Annotated in this window: 16 protein-coding genes; 3 read left to right on the top strand and 13 right to left on the bottom strand. The window is 47.3% G+C overall.

Features of this window, described 5'->3' with window-relative positions; genetic code table 11:
* Positions 1-44: 44 nt before the first annotated feature.
* The 12 genes from M4J38_RS19595 to M4J38_RS19540 form a co-directional block, all read right to left on the bottom strand.
* Complete coding sequence (locus M4J38_RS19595) at positions 45-1,172, bottom strand: TlpA disulfide reductase family protein (protein ID WP_251761508.1); 1,128 nt, start codon at positions 1,170-1,172, stop codon at positions 45-47.
* Positions 1,173-1,248: 76 nt separating this feature from the next.
* Positions 1,249-1,848: a bifunctional phosphoribosyl-AMP cyclohydrolase/phosphoribosyl-ATP diphosphatase HisIE gene (gene hisIE / locus M4J38_RS19590; protein WP_251761507.1), complete on the bottom strand. Its 600-nt coding sequence runs from the start codon at positions 1,846-1,848 to the stop codon at positions 1,249-1,251.
* 33 nt (positions 1,849-1,881) lie between these two features.
* Positions 1,882-2,640 carry an imidazole glycerol phosphate synthase subunit HisF gene (gene hisF, locus M4J38_RS19585; protein ID WP_251761506.1) on the bottom strand — a complete coding sequence of 253 codons (759 nt, stop codon included), beginning with the start codon at positions 2,638-2,640 and terminating at the stop codon, positions 1,882-1,884.
* A 3-nt stretch (positions 2,641-2,643) separates the two neighbouring features.
* Positions 2,644-3,774: a 1-(5-phosphoribosyl)-5-[(5-phosphoribosylamino)methylideneamino]imidazole-4-carboxamide isomerase gene (gene hisA / locus M4J38_RS19580; protein WP_251761505.1), complete on the bottom strand. Its 1,131-nt coding sequence runs from the start codon at positions 3,772-3,774 to the stop codon at positions 2,644-2,646.
* Positions 3,775-3,860: 86 nt separating this feature from the next.
* A complete protein-coding gene (hisH, locus tag M4J38_RS19575) occupies positions 3,861-4,457 on the bottom strand; it encodes an imidazole glycerol phosphate synthase subunit HisH (protein WP_251761504.1) in 597 nt (198 codons plus the stop codon).
* A 4-nt stretch (positions 4,458-4,461) separates the two neighbouring features.
* Positions 4,462-5,229: a tryptophan synthase subunit alpha gene (gene trpA, locus M4J38_RS19570; RefSeq protein ID WP_251761503.1), complete on the bottom strand. Its 768-nt coding sequence runs from the start codon at positions 5,227-5,229 to the stop codon at positions 4,462-4,464.
* Positions 5,230-5,244: 15 nt separating this feature from the next.
* Complete coding sequence (gene trpB, locus M4J38_RS19565; protein ID WP_251761502.1) at positions 5,245-6,435, bottom strand: tryptophan synthase subunit beta; 1,191 nt, start codon at positions 6,433-6,435, stop codon at positions 5,245-5,247.
* 37 nt (positions 6,436-6,472) lie between these two features.
* Entirely contained in the window at positions 6,473-7,108 is a 636-nt protein-coding gene (locus tag M4J38_RS19560; RefSeq protein WP_251761501.1) for a phosphoribosylanthranilate isomerase, read from the bottom strand.
* The gene (gene trpC, locus M4J38_RS19555; protein WP_251761500.1) at positions 7,105-7,893 is read right to left on the bottom strand and encodes an indole-3-glycerol phosphate synthase TrpC; all 789 of its coding nucleotides are present in this window, start codon (positions 7,891-7,893) and stop codon (positions 7,105-7,107) included. The genes M4J38_RS19560 and trpC overlap by 4 nt, the downstream gene beginning before the upstream one ends.
* Before the next feature lie 18 nt (positions 7,894-7,911).
* The gene (gene trpD / locus M4J38_RS19550) at positions 7,912-8,904 is read right to left on the bottom strand and encodes an anthranilate phosphoribosyltransferase (RefSeq protein ID WP_251761499.1); all 993 of its coding nucleotides are present in this window, start codon (positions 8,902-8,904) and stop codon (positions 7,912-7,914) included.
* Between the two features lie 41 nt (positions 8,905-8,945).
* The gene (locus M4J38_RS19545) at positions 8,946-9,527 is read right to left on the bottom strand and encodes a gamma-glutamyl-gamma-aminobutyrate hydrolase family protein (RefSeq protein ID WP_251761498.1); all 582 of its coding nucleotides are present in this window, start codon (positions 9,525-9,527) and stop codon (positions 8,946-8,948) included.
* 35 nt (positions 9,528-9,562) lie between these two features.
* The gene (locus M4J38_RS19540; RefSeq protein ID WP_251761497.1) at positions 9,563-10,978 is read right to left on the bottom strand and encodes an anthranilate synthase component I family protein; all 1,416 of its coding nucleotides are present in this window, start codon (positions 10,976-10,978) and stop codon (positions 9,563-9,565) included.
* A gap of 269 nt (positions 10,979-11,247) precedes the next feature.
* On the opposite strand from M4J38_RS19540, the gene M4J38_RS19535 reads away from it, so the two are divergent.
* The 3 genes from M4J38_RS19535 to M4J38_RS19525 all read left to right on the top strand — a co-directional run bounded on the left by M4J38_RS19535 (position 11,248) and on the right by M4J38_RS19525 (position 15,739).
* Positions 11,248-13,521, top strand: a complete 2,274-nt coding sequence (locus M4J38_RS19535; RefSeq protein ID WP_251761496.1) for a Tex family protein — start codon at positions 11,248-11,250, stop codon at positions 13,519-13,521.
* A gap of 253 nt (positions 13,522-13,774) precedes the next feature.
* A complete protein-coding gene (locus M4J38_RS19530; RefSeq protein ID WP_251761495.1) occupies positions 13,775-14,629 on the top strand; it encodes a pirin family protein in 855 nt (284 codons plus the stop codon).
* Between the two features lie 144 nt (positions 14,630-14,773).
* Entirely contained in the window at positions 14,774-15,739 is a 966-nt protein-coding gene (locus M4J38_RS19525; RefSeq protein WP_251761494.1) for a hypothetical protein, read from the top strand.
* Between the two features lie 72 nt (positions 15,740-15,811).
* Here M4J38_RS19525 and lepA read toward each other — a convergent pair whose 3' ends face one another.
* A complete protein-coding gene (gene lepA / locus M4J38_RS19520) occupies positions 15,812-17,623 on the bottom strand; it encodes a translation elongation factor 4 (RefSeq protein ID WP_251761493.1) in 1,812 nt (603 codons plus the stop codon).
* Positions 17,624-17,711 lie beyond the last annotated feature (88 nt).

Below are 17,711 nucleotides of genomic sequence, written 5' to 3'. Positions count from 1 at the left end.
GGTTACCACAGTCTTTTCTATCATCAAGGGTAAACTGAGAAGGCCTATTTGCCCAATATATGCTCCAGCGTTTCTATCAATACGGGACCTCTGAGGTTGCGGGCCACGATTTTACCAGTTGGATCAACCAGGTAATTCTGGGGAATACTTTGTATCCTGAACATTTGAGCGACTTCATTCTCCCAGAATTTAAGATCGCTTACCTGGGTCCAGTTCAGTTTATCTTCCTTCACGGCATTTAACCAGGCCGTTTTGTCTTTGTCCAGTGAAATACCCAACACCGTAAAGTTTTTGTCCTTGAACTGCTCATAAGCTTGCACCACATTAGGATTTTCCATACGACATGGCCCACACCAACTTGCCCAGAAATCAAGCAGCACGTACTTCCCTTTAAATGATGACAGCGTTATGGAGTTACCGTTCGCATCGTTTTGGGAAAACTCAGGCGCAATGCTTCCTATCTGGCCAATGTTTGCGTCAGCGATGGACTTTGCCAGTATCTTTCCAAAGTAACTCTCCTTAGCAGGGATTGCCAGTTTGTCAAAACGCTGTTGTTTCATTGACGGATCGCTGCTTATATCTCCGGTCACCAGTATAACAAAAGGTGCAACAGCTGAAGTTTTTTTGTTTTCAATAAAGCGGTCTATCTCTTCCTGTATAAAATTGATCCTGCTTTCAATCAGCGTCTGCAATGAATCAGCCTTCCCCGAACCTGATTGCGCTGTTTTAGAAAGCTGATTAACTTCCGCAAACAAAGGAGAGAATTCGTCTACAAATGCTTTGTAGTCATTGTGTGCAGTTCCTCCATTGATCTTTACTTCTCTAAGCGAATCTTTATGTCCGCTGAGTTCGATATTTGAATTGTCCAGGAAAACAAATATTCTTTCCTCCGTTCCTTCTTCACCGATGAAATAAGGCTTCGCTTCATCTGTTTTTCCCTTGAGCAGAAATGTGCCGTCCTTTACCACCGTTGTGGCAAGTGGTCCCCCACCCAGTTCTTCATTAAATACCGCCAGTTTCTTACCATCATTCCAGCCACTTATCTTACCCTTTATAGAGAATCCAGTGTTCTCCTGAGCCATAAGCGCAGAAGACAACAACAGCAACAGCAACATCATCATCCTGCATTTTGCCGCCCAATGCATCATAGCCGCAAACTTCCCCTGTTTCATACCACAAAATTTACTTTTAAACTACTATATCAAACACCTGAAGTTAACTTGTTTTACCAGCAGATAAAACCCCACCCTATTTTTTAACATGCCTTTCGCGAAGCACCCCGGTAACATCTTTTAATGTGAACCCTTTGGCCTGGAGCAGCATCAGGTAGTGAAACAATAGGTCAGCAGATTCCTCCAGGAACAAATGGTCGTTGTTGTCTTTTGCCTCGATCACTACTTCCACGGCTTCCTCCCCTACTTTCTGTGCAAGTTTATTGATGCCCCTGGAGAACAACTTCGCTATATACGACTCTTCGACCGGAAGTACTCTTCTTTCAGCGATCACTTTCTCCAGGTATGGAAGAAAATCTGTTTCCTGATTTTCTTCGTTCCAGCAAGTATCAGCACCAGTGTGACAAACTGGCCCAACTGGCTCGGCTTTGATGAGTAAAGTATCGTTGTCGCAATCTACCGCGATGTTTTTAAGCATCAGGAAATTCCCACTCTCTTCTCCTTTGGTCCACAACCTTCCTTTGGACCTGCTGAAGAAAGTTACTTTCCCTGATTCTTCCGTCTGTTTTAGCGCTTCTTCATTCATGAAGCCCAGCATCAGGACCATTTTGGTCTGAGCATCCTGAACGATGGCGGGAACAAGCTGATCTGGATATTTAGAGAAATTTACCTGCATTGTTGGTGTTTAATATGATCGTTTATCGTTGGTTTACCGTCTCATGGTAATACCCTGTTGTGCCAGGTATTCCTTGAGATCAGGAATCGCTATCTCTTTAAAGTGAAAGATGCTTGCTGCCAGTGCTGCATCAGCATGCGCAGTCTGGAAAACATCTGTAAAATGCTGCATGGTTCCACCACCCCCGGAAGCGATCACTGGTACCGGGAGCGTTTCAGACAGCGTTTTGGTAATATCCAAAGCGAAGCCCTGTTTTGTTCCGTCGTTGTTCATTGAAGTAAGCAGTATTTCACCCGCTCCGGCCTCTACGCCCCTTCGGGCCCACTCAAGACATGTTGTGTCAGTTTTTACGCGTCCGCCATTCAGGTAAACATACCATTCCCCGTCCGCTTCTTTTTTTGTATCAATGGCCAATACAATACACTGGCTGCCAAACTCCTTTGCCATTCCTTCAATAATGGAAGGATTTTTATAGGCTGCGGTATTGACAGATATCTTATCGGCTCCATTGTGCAACATCACACTTACATCTTCCACCGTACTTATGCCGCCTCCCACTGTAAATGGAATATTGATGTGTTGTGCGATCCGCTTCACCAATTCACTTAAAGTTTTCCGTTTCTCATTCGTGGCCGTGATGTCCAGGAACACCAATTCATCCGCTCCTTCTTTCGCATACAAAGCGCCCAGTTCCACCGGATCTCCCGCATCGCGGATGTTCTCAAAGTTGATTCCTTTCACAGTTCTGCCATCCTTGATATCCAGACAGGGGATGATTCTCTTTGTCAGCATAAATCAGCTTTGAAATTTTTTAAGCTCCTGTAAAGTTATCCTTCCTTCATAAATAGCTTTGCCCACAATTGCCCCGGCGCAACCAATCTGTTGTAAATCTTCCAGATCCTTCAATGTACTTACCCCACCGCTGGCAATAAAATGAAGTCCCGGCAACGCATCCAGGATTTCTTTATACAGTTCTGTAGATGGCCCTTGCAATAACCCATCTTTACTCACATCCGTACAGAATACCTGTTGGATTCCTTCTTCCTTATAAGCGCGAATAAATTCCACCACTTCAATATCCGTTTCTTCCAACCAGCCGGAGATGGCGATCTTTCCTTCTTTCACATCGGCGCCCAATAAGAATTTTTCCGCGCCGAACTGCTTCATCCAATGCAACAGCGATTCCTTATTCTTAACGGCAATACTGCCAACGGTTGCCAGTGCAGCACCTGAGTTTAGAACGATGTCCACATCTTTTTCGGTTTTAATTCCTCCACCAAAATCAATGACCATACCCGTTTTACCTGCAATGGTCTCCAATACTTTCCAATTCTTCACCGCACCAGCTTTTGCACCATCAAGGTCGACAAGATGCAATCTTTTCAATCCTGCATCCTGGAATTCCAAGGCTACCTCCAACGGATTTTCATTATACACTGTTTTCTGCGCATAATCGCCTTGTGTTAGCCGAACACATTTCCCCTCAATGATATCAATGGCCGGAATTATTTCCATATTTCTTTTAAATAATAATTGCATTTTGACAAATTGAAACCCCAGTTGGTTCCATGTTTCGCCAAACGGTTCAAAATCCTGTTTTTTATAAAAGCCAAGTGCATTCACACGCGCATTGCACCATAATTTAGTTGCACCTTTTTGCTGCACAAATCCAATCAGCCACTTCAGCAGCAACGTTCCATATCCCCTGCCCTGCAACTCCTTCAATGTGGCAAATTTCCGGAATTGCCATTCATGCCCATGTTGAAAGAGCGATACCACCGATACAAAACGGTCATCTTCCCTTATGCCCCAGTGCATCCCTTTATTATCCTCCTCCAATTTGATTTCTTCCAGAGAAAGATGAGGATACATCACTTTCTGTCTCATTTCCCACACTGTATCCAATGGCACTTCAACTACCTGCATGTCCCGGCTTTAAATTGTAGTATAAATTCAGACAGCTTCTTCACAAAAGTACATATGCCTTTGCATCCAAAGCTGTTTTTAAATGCTTATATCCGTTTAATAAAGTTTTCCAGTATTTTCTGCCCCACATCCGCGCTTTTCTCCGGGTGGAACTGCACACCATAAAAATTATCCCTGTGAAGGGCTGCGGAATAAGGAAGCACATAATTGGTAGATGCAATGGTATAAGGACTTTGCGCCGCATAATAGCTATGCACGAAGTATACGTAAGCATCATTATCCAGCCCCTCAAACAAAGGTGTTTTCAGGTCATACAAGGCATTCCAGCCAATCTGCGGCACTTTTTCGGATGCGCCTTCAGCTGGTTGAAACCGCTTTACATCAACATCGAAGATGCCCAGACAATCTGTATCATTTTCCGTGGAATGCCTGCACATCAATTGCATGCCCAGACAAATCCCCAGCACCGGTTGCTTCAGAGAGATGATCAACTCGTCCAGTTTACGTTCCTTTAAATAATTCATGGCCGTGGAAGCCTCTCCCACACCCGGGAAAAGTACTTTGTCGGCAGACCGGATCATTTCCGGATCGTCCGTTACTTCTGCGCTCACCCCTATTCTATCCATTGCATACAACACCGATTGTATATTACCCGCATTGTATTTTACGATCGCCAGTTTCATACTATCAACTTAATACTGTTTTCAGAAATGCGGCAGCGGCTTCTTTAACCGGTTTGTCACCTGAAATTGCTTTAATGAAGGCTGTGCCGATAATCGCACCCTGCGCATGTTTGGAAGCGGCTTCGAAACTACTTTTATCTTTCACACCGAACCCAACCAGGATCGGGTTCCTCAATTGCATCGCGGCGAGCGTCTTCAAATAGGTTTCTACATTGCCAAATTCTTTATCGGTTCCGGTGGTCGAGGAAGATGATACGGCGTAAATAAAGCCACTGCTCAATTCATCGATCTTCCGGATACGTGTTTCGGAGGTTTCCGGCGTTACAAGAAAAATGAAATCGAGACCATACTTTTTGATGATAGCGCCGTATTCCATTTCAAATTCATACATCGGAAGATCGGGAAGAATCAATCCGTCCACGCCTACCGCGGCGGCATCTTCACAAAATTTTTCAAACCCGTACTGCATTACCGGGTTCATGTACCCCATAAGCACCACTGGTACTTTTATGGTGGGACGCATATTTTTTAACTGACCGAACAACGTTTTGATGGTCATGCCGTTTTCCAATGCGCGTGCGCTGCTTTCCTGTATCACCGGACCATCGGCCAACGGATCGCTGTAGGGCATACCGAGTTCAATAATATCGGCACCATTCTCCTGGAGGGTTTGCATGATTTCCAGCGTACTATCCAGCTTTGGATAACCCGCCGTACAATATACGTTCAATATTTTCTTATCCTGTTTAAAGCTGTTTGCTATGCGCGACATACAATTATAGGCGGTTTAGAATGAGAATGCTTTCATATAAGTAGCGAGATCTTTGTCTCCACGACCACTCAGGCAAAGTAAAACAGTGTCGTCCTTGCCTGGTTTGAGTTGCGTTAAAGCGGAGATGGCATGTGAAGATTCCAATGCCGGTATGATGCCTTCCAGCCTGGACAGGAGCAGTGCTGCCTGCAAAGCTTCTTCGTCTGTTGCGCTCAGGAATATGCCTCTTTGTGTGTCAAAAAGGTTGGCGTGCATGGGTCCGATACCGGGGTAATCCAATCCGGCGGAAATGCTGTGTGGCTCCACCACCTGTCCATCTTCGGTTTGCATTACGAGGCTCCTGCTGCCGTGTAACACTCCGGGCGTACCCAGTTGTGTGGTGGCCGCGCTCATCCCACTTGTAACGCCGTGACCTGCGGCTTCCACGGCAACAATTTTCACGGAAGGCTCTTCGAGGAAATGATAGAAAGCGCCCGCGGCATTGCTGCCACCGCCCACGCAGGCGATCACGTAATCGGGCAATTCGTTACCGGTTTGTTCCAGCAACTGTTTCCTCGACTCTTCGCTGATCACACTTTGGAAACGGGCCACCATATCGGGATAAGGGTGTGGTCCCACTACGGAACCGATAATATAATGGGTATCCGTGGGATGGTTAATCCAGTCGCGGATGGCTTCATTGGTGGCATCTTTCAGCGTTTTGCTGCCGCTTGTGGCGGGTATGACCGTTGCGCCGAGCATTTTCATACGGGCCACATTGGGCGCCTGCCTTTCAATGTCTTTCTCGCCCATGTATACGATGCAATCCAGTCCCATCAGGGCGCATACAGTAGCCGTGGCCACGCCGTGCTGCCCGGCACCTGTTTCGGCGATGATGCGCTTCTTGCCCAACTGCTGTGCCAGTAGGATCTGGCCGATGGTGTTGTTTATTTTGTGTGCGCCGGTATGACACAAATCTTCTCTTTTCAGGTAGATGTTCGTACCGAAATGCTCACTCAGACGTGCGGCGTAAAACAACGGCGTGGGTCTGCCCACATAATCACGCAGCAACTGCGCAAATCGTTCCTGGAAAGCAGGCTCATAAATGATGCTGAGGTATTTGTCGCGCAGTTCCTCTACGTTGGGATGCAACATTTCAGGAATATAAGCGCCGCCAAATTTTCCATAGTAGCCATGCTCGTTGGGAGCGGAATATTTTCTTTCCATAGTTTTCATTTTGATGTGGTACCACATCAGTTTAACATCATCTCAATTGGTCAACAAAGGCTTTCACCTTATCCATATCTTTTAAGCCGGGCGCCACTTCAAACTTACTGTTAATGTCTATGGCGAAGAGGTCCTTCGCCACATCACTCACAGCAAATTGTTTAAGCGCATCGGTATCTTCAGGCTGAATACCACCACTCAGGAAGAAGGGCTTGTTGATGTACTTTCCCTTCAATACCTCCCAGTTGAATTTCTTTCCTGTACCACCATAACCAGCGCCCTCGGTATCGAAGAGGAACATATCCACCACATCAATGTAGGGTTTAATCATCCACTCGATGGGATCGTTTTCGCCGAGGCGGAATGCTTTCACTGTGGTTACATAATTAGATACCTGTTCGCAAAACCGTGGCGTTTCATCTCCATGCAATTGCACGATGTACAGCCCGCATTCATCTACCGTACGCAGAATATCGTCCACCGTAGTATTTACAAAAACCCCTACTTTACTGGTTTTCTTCAACTTCATTTTTTTCAGGTCGGGCGCGCTCATGTGTTTGAAAACGTACCTGGGTGATTTGGGGTAGAAAATAAAACCCGCAAAAGGCACTTCCATTTCATCGAGGGCCATTACCTGTTCAGGACGCGTCATTCCGCATACTTTAATTCTCATCTTGCTTCTTTTAGTTTTTTTGCAAACTCCGAGAAAGCAATCGCAGGATCGGGTTGTTTCATAAAACTTTCCCCGATCAGAAATCCTTTGTATCCGTAGTCAGTCAATTGATGGATGGTGTTCACATCGGAAATACCACTTTCCGAAATTTTCACCTTCCCGGCGGGGATCAAGTTACTTAATTCGATGGAACGCTGCACATCTACCGTGAATGTTTTCAGGTCGCGGTTGTTCACGCCCACCATATCCACTTCATCGCAAATATGTTTCAGTTCAGTATCGTCGTGAATTTCAAGTAATACTTCCAGTCCGAAAGAATGGGCGAAGGCAGCCATTTCTTTTACTCTTTGGGGGGAAAGGCAGGAAGCAATCAGCAGGATAACATCCGCACCGATGGCCTTTGCTTCCACCACCTGGTATTCATCGATCATAAAGTCTTTGCGAAGGATGGGTACCTCGTTGAAACGTGCGCTGGTGAGGTCCTCTTTGTTTCCGCCGAAAAAAGGCTCATCGGTGAGGATTGACAAGCCGGAAGCGCCGTTATCAGCATAGACCTTCGTGATATCCGCAGCACGCAACCCGGCATTAAACATACCTTTGGAAGGTGATTTTCTTTTGAACTCGGCGATGATGCCGGTTCTATCCGGATCAAGCAAAAACTGCTTTAAACTCAGTGTTTTTCTACCGAAAAGTTCCGTTTTTTCCAGTTCCCAGCTACTGATTCTTTCTTTAGCTGCAGCTACTTCCTTTACTTTTTCGGCGACGATGGTATCGAGGATGTTCATTTGTTGCTGTTGAGATGGTTATTGAAGCGCCAAAAGTTTATTTAAGGCGTTCCATGCTTTTTTTCCTTCCAGACTTTCTACCGCCGCGGCATAGGCAGATTCATAGTTTTCATACGCACCCGTTCCGTTCAACGCCATCGCCGCATTGGCCAGCACCACCGCGTTCTGCGCCCAGGATCCTTCTCCCCTGATGATCTTTGAAAACAATTTCGCGGCCTCTTCCACGGTATTTCCTCCGTATATATCCTGTGACTGGACAGTTCTTTTTCCCAACATTTCCGGGGTCATAATACGTTCGCCTTCCTGCGTGATCACTTTGGTATCGGCCGTAAGACTGATCTCATCGTATCCATCCAGGCTGTGAATAATGGTAAAGGGCGTTCCTGCCTGTTGCAAAAGGTAATTGTAGATACGGGCCATTTCAAGACTATATACACCTACCAGTTGACAAGCTGGTTTTGCGGGATTTACCATTGGTCCCAGCATGTTAAAAAACGTGCGCATGCCGAGGTTTTTACGGATGGGCGCCACAGCTTTTAACGCGGGGTGAAACAAAGGCGCATGCAGAAAACATATTCCGGCTTCGTCCAGTTCTTTTTTCAGTTTATCGTTCGAGTTACTGAACTTATAACCCAACTGTTCCATTACATTGGACGCTCCGCTCACCGAAGAAGCCCCATAATTCCCATGCTTGGCCACTTTCTGGCCGGCACCTGCTACAATGAAACAAGCTAATGTGGAGATATTAAACGTGTTCTTCCCATCTCCTCCTGTACCTACGATATCCAGAACAGGCGTTTCATCAAAAGAAACGGGCACACACAGTTCCAGCAACGCATCCCGGAAGCCCTGCAGTTCTTCGATGGTGATACTCCGCATCAGGAACACCGTCATGAAAGCGGTGATCTCATGTTCATTGAATTGTCCGCGGCCCAGTTGCAGCAACAGGTCTTTCGCTTTTTCACGCGGAAGGGATTTGTATTCGAATAAGTATTGCAGTATTTTTTTCATTTCGACTGATGTAAATGTGAAGAATAGATGGTGTTGAACGGTTATTGTTTGAGCCAGTTCTTCAGCATCTTTTCCCCATCGGGTGTCAATACACTTTCGGGATGGAACTGCACGCCCTGCACATCATATTTTTTGTGCTGAAGTCCCATGATGAAACCGGCATCATCTTTCGCGGTCACTTCCAGTTCTTCAGGGAAAGACGCTTCATCGGCCACCCAACTGTGGTACCTGCCTACTTCAATGGTGGCAGGCAACCCGTTAAAAATACCGTTTTCTCTAGGTGAAAATACTGGAGCCTGTACAATGGGCGTAGCCACGCCATGGTAAACACTGCTCAGGTTGGTGAGTTTTCCACCGAATGCTTCCGCGATGGCCTGGTGTCCCAGACAAACGCCGAGAATGGATTTGGTGGGTGCATACTGTTTGATTAAAGGCAGTAACAGTCCCGCTTCTTCGGGAATACCAGGTCCGGGAGAAAGAATGATTTTATCGTAATCCGCAACTTTCTCCAATGGAATCTGGTCATTGCGGTGCACTTCCACTTTACCATGAATGATTTTCTCTACCAGGTGTACGAGGTTATAGGTAAAAGAATCGTAGTTATCGAATACCAGTATTTTCACTTGAACTGTTTTGAATTGAATGATGCCTGATGGATTTATTGAATGCCTGCGGCAGTAATTACAGCGGTTTTTAACGCGCCGAGTTTGTTGTTCACTTCCTGCAATTCATTTTCTGGATTGGACTTCGCCACCACACCTGCACCGGCCTGGTAGTACAAAGTATTATTACGGCTCAGGAAAGTGCGGATCATGATGGCCTGGTTGCAACTGCCGTCGAAGCCGACAAAACCGATGCAGCCGCCATAATAGCTGCGCGGCGTGGGTTCAAAGGAATCGATCAGTTCCATGGCTTTGAATTTCGGGGCACCGGACAAAGTTCCTGCGGGAAAGGTTACGGCCATCAATGCAAACGGGTTAGTTCCTTCCGCCACTTTACCGGTCACCTCGCTTACCAGGTGGATCACATGCGAATAATACTGTACCTGCCGGTATTGGGTAACCGTAACTTCGGTACATAACCTGCTTAAATCGTTTCGGGCCAGGTCCACCAGCATCACATGCTCGGCGTTTTCCTTTGCATCTTCCAGTAAACGTTTCGCTTCGCGGGCATCTGTTTCTTCATCACCGGTTCTTTTAAAAGTTCCCGCAATGGGATGCACCACCGCTTTATTGTTCTTCACGATCAGTTGGCTCTCCGGGGAGGACCCCATCATCTTATAATCGCCATAATCGAAAAAGAACAGGTAGGGAGAAGGATTGATGTTGCGCAGCGCACGATAAACATTAAATTCATCGCCACGGAAAGCTTGCTGGAAACGGCGGCTTAACACGATCTGGAACACATCGCCCCGCATACAGGAGGCGATTCCTTTGCGCACCATTTCCCTGTATTCTTCATCTGTAAGGTTGGATGTTTCTGCGCCTGTGGCTTCAAAGGGAAACACCGGCACATCTTTGGAACGGATCAATGATTCCACCAGGTCTATTTCACTTTCCACCCCGGAGATCACATTCTCACAGATATACAATTCATCTTTATAATGATTGATGGCGATAATATACTGGTATAACCGGTACCGCATCAGTGGAATCACAGGTGTGTTCTCCCGTGTTTTTCCCAGCGTAACCGTGTCAAAAAACTGCACGGCATCAAATGTGCTGTAGCCGAACAACCCCTGTGTGGGCGGCATGCCTTTGGGTGTTGGATCGATGTCGAAACGCTTCATAAAATCCCATAGCAAACTCGGAACTGCGGCTGGGGAACTAATCTTTTCTTTGAAAGGTTCCTGTGCGGGCAGTTTGCACTCCATTCCGCCAAAATTACTGATCTCTATACCTGCGATGGCGTTGATGCCGATAAAAGAGTAGCTGTTCTCTCCGGCATGGAAGTCGGTACTTTCAAGGAGGATTGTATCACGGAAACGGTCGCGGAGGCGGAGATAAATACCCACGGGCGTGAACACATCTGAGAGCATCTTTCTGTACCTGGTTTCTATCCTGATCTTTTTCATTGCATGAATTCTGTTGGTATGGCCTGCCGGATGGGTCAAAAACAAAAAGCCCCGCATCCAGCGGGGCCTTAAATATGGTAAATTATAGCAATAGCATTACCTGCCCCGATTGAGGTTAGTATGCCACCACCACTGAATATTTTGTGTTTTTCCAATCATGCCTGCAAATTTGGGGTACAATACTGAAAATTCAAAATTTATTTTCACCCATCATTTAACGTGCGGCACCCCGATTTTTTTGGTACGTTTGCCGCCCTGAAATCCAGACAATGAGCAACGAGATCATCAACACCGTACACGCGGAACGCATCGCACAGGAACTGAACATTAACCGCAAACAGGCAGCCAGCACCATGCAACTGCTGGACGAAGGTTCCACCGTTCCCTTCATCTCCCGATACAGAAAAGAAGTGACCGGCAACCTCGATGAAGTGCAGATCGCCTCCATCCAGGACCTGAAAAAGAAATTCGAAGAGATCGACCAACGGCGCGAATTCATCATCAAAACCATAACCGAGCAGGAAAAGATGACACCGGAACTGCTCGAGAAACTGCAATCCACCTGGACGCTTTCCACCCTCGAGGATATCTATCTTCCCTACAAACCCAAACGCAAAACCAGGGCGGTGATGGCCATCGAAAAAGGACTGGAACCGCTGGCGAAAATCATATTTGAACAGGGAGCCGGCGATCCCGAAGCCCTTGCGACCACCTTCCTCAACGAGCAGGTAGCCTCATCGGAAGAAGCATTAAAAGGCGCACGCGATATTATTGCCGAATGGATCAACGAAGACGCGGTATTGCGCGATAAACTCCGTAATCTTTTCACGAAGGAAGCATTGCTGAAATCTTTCGTGGTAACTGGTAAGGAAGAAGAAGGACAGAAATACAAAGATTACTTCGCTTTCGATGAACCCTTCGCCAAATGCCCATCCCATCGTGTATTAGCAGTGTTCCGCGGCGAAGCTGAAGGCATTCTCTACTCTTCCATTCAACCCGAAGAAGAAGATGCCCTGGATACTATTCAAAAACAATTCGTCCAAAATAACACTCCTTTTGCGCAGCAGGTACAGCTTGCAGGAACAGACGCGTACAAACGACTCCTGAAGCCTTCGCTGGAAAATGAAATGCGCGCGCTGGCCAAGGAAAGAGCCGATGCTGAAGCCATAGAAGTGTTCGCGGAAAACCTGCGCCAGTTGCTGCTGGCCGCACCCCTGGGCATGAAACCCGTATTGGCAATAGACCCTGGTTACAGAACCGGTTGCAAGGTGGTAGCGTTAGATGCACAATGTAACCTGCTGGCCAACGATGTGATTTACCCGCTGGAAAAGAATTATAAGCAGGAAGAAGCAAAACACCTGATTGAAACCTGGGTGAAAAAATATGATATCGCCGCCATTGCCATCGGGAACGGTACAGCAGGAAGAGAAACGGAATCTTTTGTTCGCAATATTTCCTTTGAAAACCGGGTGCTCGTATTCATGGTAAGCGAAAGCGGAGCATCCGTGTATTCCGCTTCGGAAGCGGCGCGGGAAGAATTTCCGGAATACGATGTAACCGTTCGTGGTGCCATCTCCATTGGAAGAAGGTTAATGGATCCGTTAGCAGAACTGGTGAAGATTGACCCCAAAAGCATTGGTGTGGGACAGTACCAGCACGATGTGAACCAAACGCAGTTGAAGCAAAGTCTTGATCGCGTGGTGATCAGTTGCGTGAATAAAGTTGGCGTAAACCTGAATACGGCGAGCAAACACCTCCTCGCTTACATCTCCGGACTTGGGCCATCGCTCGCAGAGAATATCATTAAATTCAGGAAAGAGAACGGGCCGTTCAAAAGCAGGAAAGAACTGATGAAAGTGCCGCGCCTGGGCGAAAAAGCATTTGAACAATGCGCGGGATTTCTTCGCATTCCCGATGCGCAAAATCCATTGGATAATTCAGCAGTACACCCGGAACGTTACCCGGTTGTGGAGAAAATGGCAGACGACCTGAAAGCAGATGTATCCTCCCTCATTCAGCAACAGGAATTACGGAAAAAGATACAGTTACGGCAATATGTAAACGAAGAAGTGGGATTGCTGACGTTGGAAGATATCATGAAAGAACTTGAAAAACCAGGTCGTGATCCCCGAGATGAAATATCCGTTTTTGAATACGACCCGAACATTTCCAAAATAGAGGACCTGGCTCCCGGTATGATACTGCCGGGTGTTGTGACCAACATCACCGCCTTCGGCGCTTTCGTGGATATTGGCGTGAAGCAGGACGGACTGGTGCATATTTCTCACCTCAGCACGAATTACATCAGCAACCCGAATGAAGCGGTAAAGTTGCAGCAGAAAGTAAAAGTGAAGGTATTGGAAGTGGATATCGCACGCAAGCGGATCAGTTTATCCATTAAGGAAGCCAGCGAGAATGGTTCTTTGCGACCGAAAAAACATGTTCAGGGCGGACAGAAACCCATGGATAGAAAGCCACAGTCGAAAGAACCGGCTTCCATGGAAGATGCGCTGGCGATGCTGAAGTCGAAATTTAAACGGTGATTTTCCCCGGTCGCATACAGTGATTTCCCCGTCCCCGGTGGCACCGCTATAGCGGTGCCACCGGGGACCGTGTTTTCACCAGGGTGATTTAACCATTCGTCAGGAGCTACCCCCTCAAGAGCGCTCCGGGCCAATGTTTCAGGTTAACCGGCTACCATCTTCTGCCCTGAACGAAATCAACATCAGATACGTTCATTTCACCAATTTCCGGAAAAGGATATAGCCGTACATTTATGCTTCAAAACATCCTTTCATGAAAAAGAACATCGCGCATATCCTCCTGGGAAGAGAAAAGAAAATAACAGAAGACGAAACCATATTACAGCCCCTTCCCCACAAGGATTTCAGGTTCGCCAACCCGTTCATCGTGATCCACCACGGCGGTCCGAAACACATTCCTCCCGGACACAAGGAACGCATTCATCCGCACCCGCACCGCGGCTTTTCACCCTATACTTTTATGTTGCAGGGAGAAGGTTTCCACCGCGATAACGCGGGCAACGATGAAGTGATTAAAGCAGGCGGCGTGCAGTGGATGTTCGCGGGCAAAGGGGTGCTGCACAGCGAAGGCCCCACGCCTGAACTGCTGGCTTCCGGCGGAACGCACGAGTTCATCCAACTCTGGATCAATGCACCTGCCGCACGGAAATGGGAAGATCCTTTCTACCAGGCAGCAAACAAAGAAGAATTGCCTAAAGTGCTGGTGAAAGAAGGTGTTGAATTCCGGCTGGCAAGCGGAAACTATGAAGGGAAAACAGGCCCGATTCAGCAGTTCACCCCCATCATTTCGATGATCGGAGAAGTGGAAAGAGCGGCGGAGGTAAAACTGGAAGCAATCCCGGGGTACTGGACGCTGCTGTATGTGGCAAAGGGTAGTATTGAAGTGAATGGCACTCATGTAGCCCAACACCATCTTGTGGTTTTCGATAAGGAGTATTCAGATGTGGAAGTACTGGCGCTGGAAGATGCACAGTTGTTGTTCCTTTCCGCAGAATCCATCGAAGAACCGGTTGCGGCAAAGGATAATTTTGTGATGAATACGGCAGAAGAAGTGGAACAGGCTATTGAGGACGCGAAGAATGGGAAATATGGGACGCTGAGTTCCTGACGCAAGGCGCTTTCCCGTGGCTACGTGTGCAGTTTTTTTTCTCGCGGAGGCGCAAAGGCGCAAAGGGAGGTTCAGAGGATGGTCCAATTCAAATTTTATCATTGTTTTTACCATAAATAGCCCCAGTTTTGCGTTATGATGGGCATGAAATCATTTAAGAACGCAATACTTGGGGCTGTTTGTTTGCTTTTTGTGGCAGAAAAAGCCAATTCCCAGCGCATTGCTCCGGCAGACCTCAGGGACATTCAGGTAAAGGAAGATTCCCTTCGGCAATATGCCACAAAGATCATCCAGGGCATCAATGCGGCCGACAGGTTCCGGGCCGACAGCGCATTCATCCGTATGCTGATGCGCACCCTTAAAACGCCCTATTCCTTCGATTATCCCTTCGATTCCCTGCAAACCATCTCTATTCAATACCCGCCCGACAGTAGTTTCAGGATATTCACCTGGCAATTTATGCGGGACGATAATTATTACCGGCAACGCGGGATGATCCAGATGAATACAAAGAACGGAGAACTGCAACGGCACCCGCTGTTCGATGCTTCCGAATTCACAGACAAACCGTTGGACTCCATCAGAACTTTTCGGAACTGGATCGGTGCCATTTATTATAAAATCATCCAGAAAGAACACAACAACAAACGTTTCTACACGCTGATCGGTTTCGATGACCACAGCATCAGGAGTACCCGTAAGTGGATAGATGTACTGCATTTCGAGAACGAACAACCGGTTTTCGGAGGAGATTTCTTTTCCTTCAGAGAAGATTCCGCAGCAAAACCCAACCAACTGCGGTATGGGATCGAATACAAGAAAAACGCCAGGGCAAGGTTGAACTACGATGAGGAAATGGATATGATCGTGATCGATCACCTGATTTCGGAAATCAATGAACCCAATAAAAAGTTTACGCTTATCCCAGATGGTGATTACGAAGGCTTCGCCTGGAAAAACGGGCAATGGGTACACATCGATAAGATCTTCAACTTCCAGTTGAAAGATGGAGAGGCCCCGGTTGGCGATGAACTGTTAAGCGACGATGGAAAAGTAAACGAGGAAAAGTTGAAAGAGAAATCGGAGAAGAACAAGAAGAGGAAGAATTAATTATAGATTTTGGATGATGAATTTTAAATTAAGGTCAATTCAAAATTCATCATCCAACATTCAAAATTCTATTTATTCATCCAGCTTCAACACTGCGAGGAATGCTTCCTGTGGTACTTCCACGTTTCCGATCTGGCGCATCCGCTTCTTACCCTCTTTCTGCTTTTCAAGGAGTTTCCGTTTCCGGCTGATGTCACCACCATAACATTTTGCGGTAACGTCCTTGCGCATGGCGGAGATGTTCTCCCTGGCCACGATTTTTGCGCCGATGGCGGCCTGGATGGCGATCTGGAACTGCTGGCGGGGCAGTAATTCTTTCAGTTTCTCACACAATTTGCGGCCGAATTCATGAGACCTGCTGCGGTGGATCAATGCGCTGAGGGCATCTATCTTTTCATTGTTGAGAAGGATATCCATTTTCACGATATCGCTCTCGCGGTAACCGCTGGGATGGTAATCGAAGGATGCGTAGCCGCGGGTCTGACTTTTCAGCTTATCGTAGAAATCGAATACGATTTCGGTGAGCGGCATTTCAAACAGTAACTCCACGCGTGTAGGCGTGAGGTACGACTGGTTGAGCAGCATGCCCCTTTTATTGATGCAAAGCGTCATGATGTTCCCGATATAATCGGGTTTGGTAATGATCTGCGCTTTGATGAAAGGTTCTTCTATCTTATCAATCTTCACCACATCGGGCATATCGGCGGGATTGCTGATGATGATGGTCTCCCCTTTTGTGGTGGTGGCGGTAAAACTTACGTTGGGTACCGTTGTAATTACGGTTTGATTAAATTCCCTTTCCAGCCTTTCCTGGATGATCTCCATGTGGAGCATACCGAGGAAGCCGCAACGGAAGCCGAAACCGAGGGCCTGGCTGGTTTCCAGTTCAAACGTGAGCGAAGCGTCGTTCAACTGGAGCTTTTCCATACAATCCCGGAGTTCCTCGAAAGCATCAGTTTCCACAGGGAAAATACCTGCGAACACCATGGGTTTCACCTCTTCAAATCCCTTGATCATTTCGGCAGGACGGGCGGTAAGCGTTAGCGTATCCCCTACTTTCACCTCTTTGGCGTTCTTAATACCTGTGATGATGTAGCCTACATCGCCGCAATTCACCACCGATTTCGGGGCGAGCCCCATTTTCAGGATGCCCACTTCATCGGCAATATACTCCGTTCCCAATGAGGCGAATTTTACCTTATCCCCTTTCTTCAGCGTTCCGTTGATGATCCTGTAATATACGATGATACCCCGGAAGCTGTTGAACACGCTATCGAAGATCAGCGCCTGAAGGGGCGCTTCGGGATCACCTTCGGGCGCGGGAATACGTTCCACGATGGCCTCAAGAATGGCTTCCACACCGAGACCGGTCCTGCCGCTGGCGCGGAGGATGTCTTCCCTTTTACAACCGATCAGTTCAATGATCTGGTCCTCCACTTCTTCAATCATGGCGCCGGCCATATCGATTTTGTTGATCACGGGAATGATCTCAAGGTCGTTCTCTATTGCGAGGTAAAGATTACTAATGGTTTGGGCCTGAATACCTTGTGCGGCATCTACCAGGAGCAGGGCACCTTCGCAAGCGGCCAGGGCACGGCTCACTTCATAGCTGAAATCCACGTGGCCGGGGGTATCAATCAGGTTGAGCGTATATTGCTTGTTTGCGGTAAAATCGGCGTTGGAGCCGGTATAGTTGTAATCGAGCTGGATGGCGTGGCTCTTAATGGTGATGCCTTTTTCCCTTTCCAGGTCCATATCGTCCAGCACCTGGTCCATCATCTGCCTTTCGGAAATGGTATTGGTGGTTTGAAGGAGCCTGTCGGCGAGGGTACTCTTTCCGTGGTCGATGTGCGCGATAATGCAAAAGTTTCTAATGTTCTTCATGAAGGAAGATCCTGTTTTAATGCGCAAAATTAGCGAAAAGGAACGGTTCTTTTTCAGGCAGTTGTAAATCGTGGGAAAATGCTATTTT

Source organism: Parasegetibacter sp. NRK P23, from assembly GCF_023721715.1.
Taxonomy (GTDB): domain Bacteria; phylum Bacteroidota; class Bacteroidia; order Chitinophagales; family Chitinophagaceae; genus Parasegetibacter.
Note: the sequence above shows the minus strand (reverse complement) of the source record. Positions and strands in the feature narration are given on the sequence as shown.

Coding starts and splice junctions, on each gene's coding strand:
- M4J38_RS19595 (WP_251761508.1), bottom strand. CDS start 1,172: ATGAAACAGGGGAAGTTTGCGGCTATGATGCATTGGGCGGCAAAATGC.
- M4J38_RS19540 (WP_251761497.1), bottom strand. CDS start 10,978: ATGAAAAAGATCAGGATAGAAACCAGGTACAGAAAGATGCTCTCAGAT.
- hisA (WP_251761505.1), bottom strand. CDS start 3,774: ATGCAGGTAGTTGAAGTGCCATTGGATACAGTGTGGGAAATGAGACAG.
- trpA (WP_251761503.1), bottom strand. CDS start 5,229: ATGTCGCGCATAGCAAACAGCTTTAAACAGGATAAGAAAATATTGAAC.
- M4J38_RS19530 (WP_251761495.1), top strand. CDS start 13,775: ATGAAAAAGAACATCGCGCATATCCTCCTGGGAAGAGAAAAGAAAATA.
- lepA (WP_251761493.1), bottom strand. CDS start 17,623: ATGAAGAACATTAGAAACTTTTGCATTATCGCGCACATCGACCACGGA.
- hisIE (WP_251761507.1), bottom strand. CDS start 1,848: ATGCAGGTAAATTTCTCTAAATATCCAGATCAGCTTGTTCCCGCCATC.
- M4J38_RS19560 (WP_251761501.1), bottom strand. CDS start 7,108: ATGAGAATTAAAGTATGCGGAATGACGCGTCCTGAACAGGTAATGGCC.
- trpD (WP_251761499.1), bottom strand. CDS start 8,904: ATGAAAAAAATACTGCAATACTTATTCGAATACAAATCCCTTCCGCGT.
- M4J38_RS19535 (WP_251761496.1), top strand. CDS start 11,248: ATGAGCAACGAGATCATCAACACCGTACACGCGGAACGCATCGCACAG.
- trpC (WP_251761500.1), bottom strand. CDS start 7,893: ATGAACATCCTCGATACCATCGTCGCCGAAAAAGTAAAGGAAGTAGCT.
- trpB (WP_251761502.1), bottom strand. CDS start 6,435: ATGGAAAGAAAATATTCCGCTCCCAACGAGCATGGCTACTATGGAAAA.
- hisH (WP_251761504.1), bottom strand. CDS start 4,457: ATGAAACTGGCGATCGTAAAATACAATGCGGGTAATATACAATCGGTG.
- M4J38_RS19525 (WP_251761494.1), top strand. CDS start 14,774: ATGAAATCATTTAAGAACGCAATACTTGGGGCTGTTTGTTTGCTTTTT.
- hisF (WP_251761506.1), bottom strand. CDS start 2,640: ATGCTGACAAAGAGAATCATCCCCTGTCTGGATATCAAGGATGGCAGA.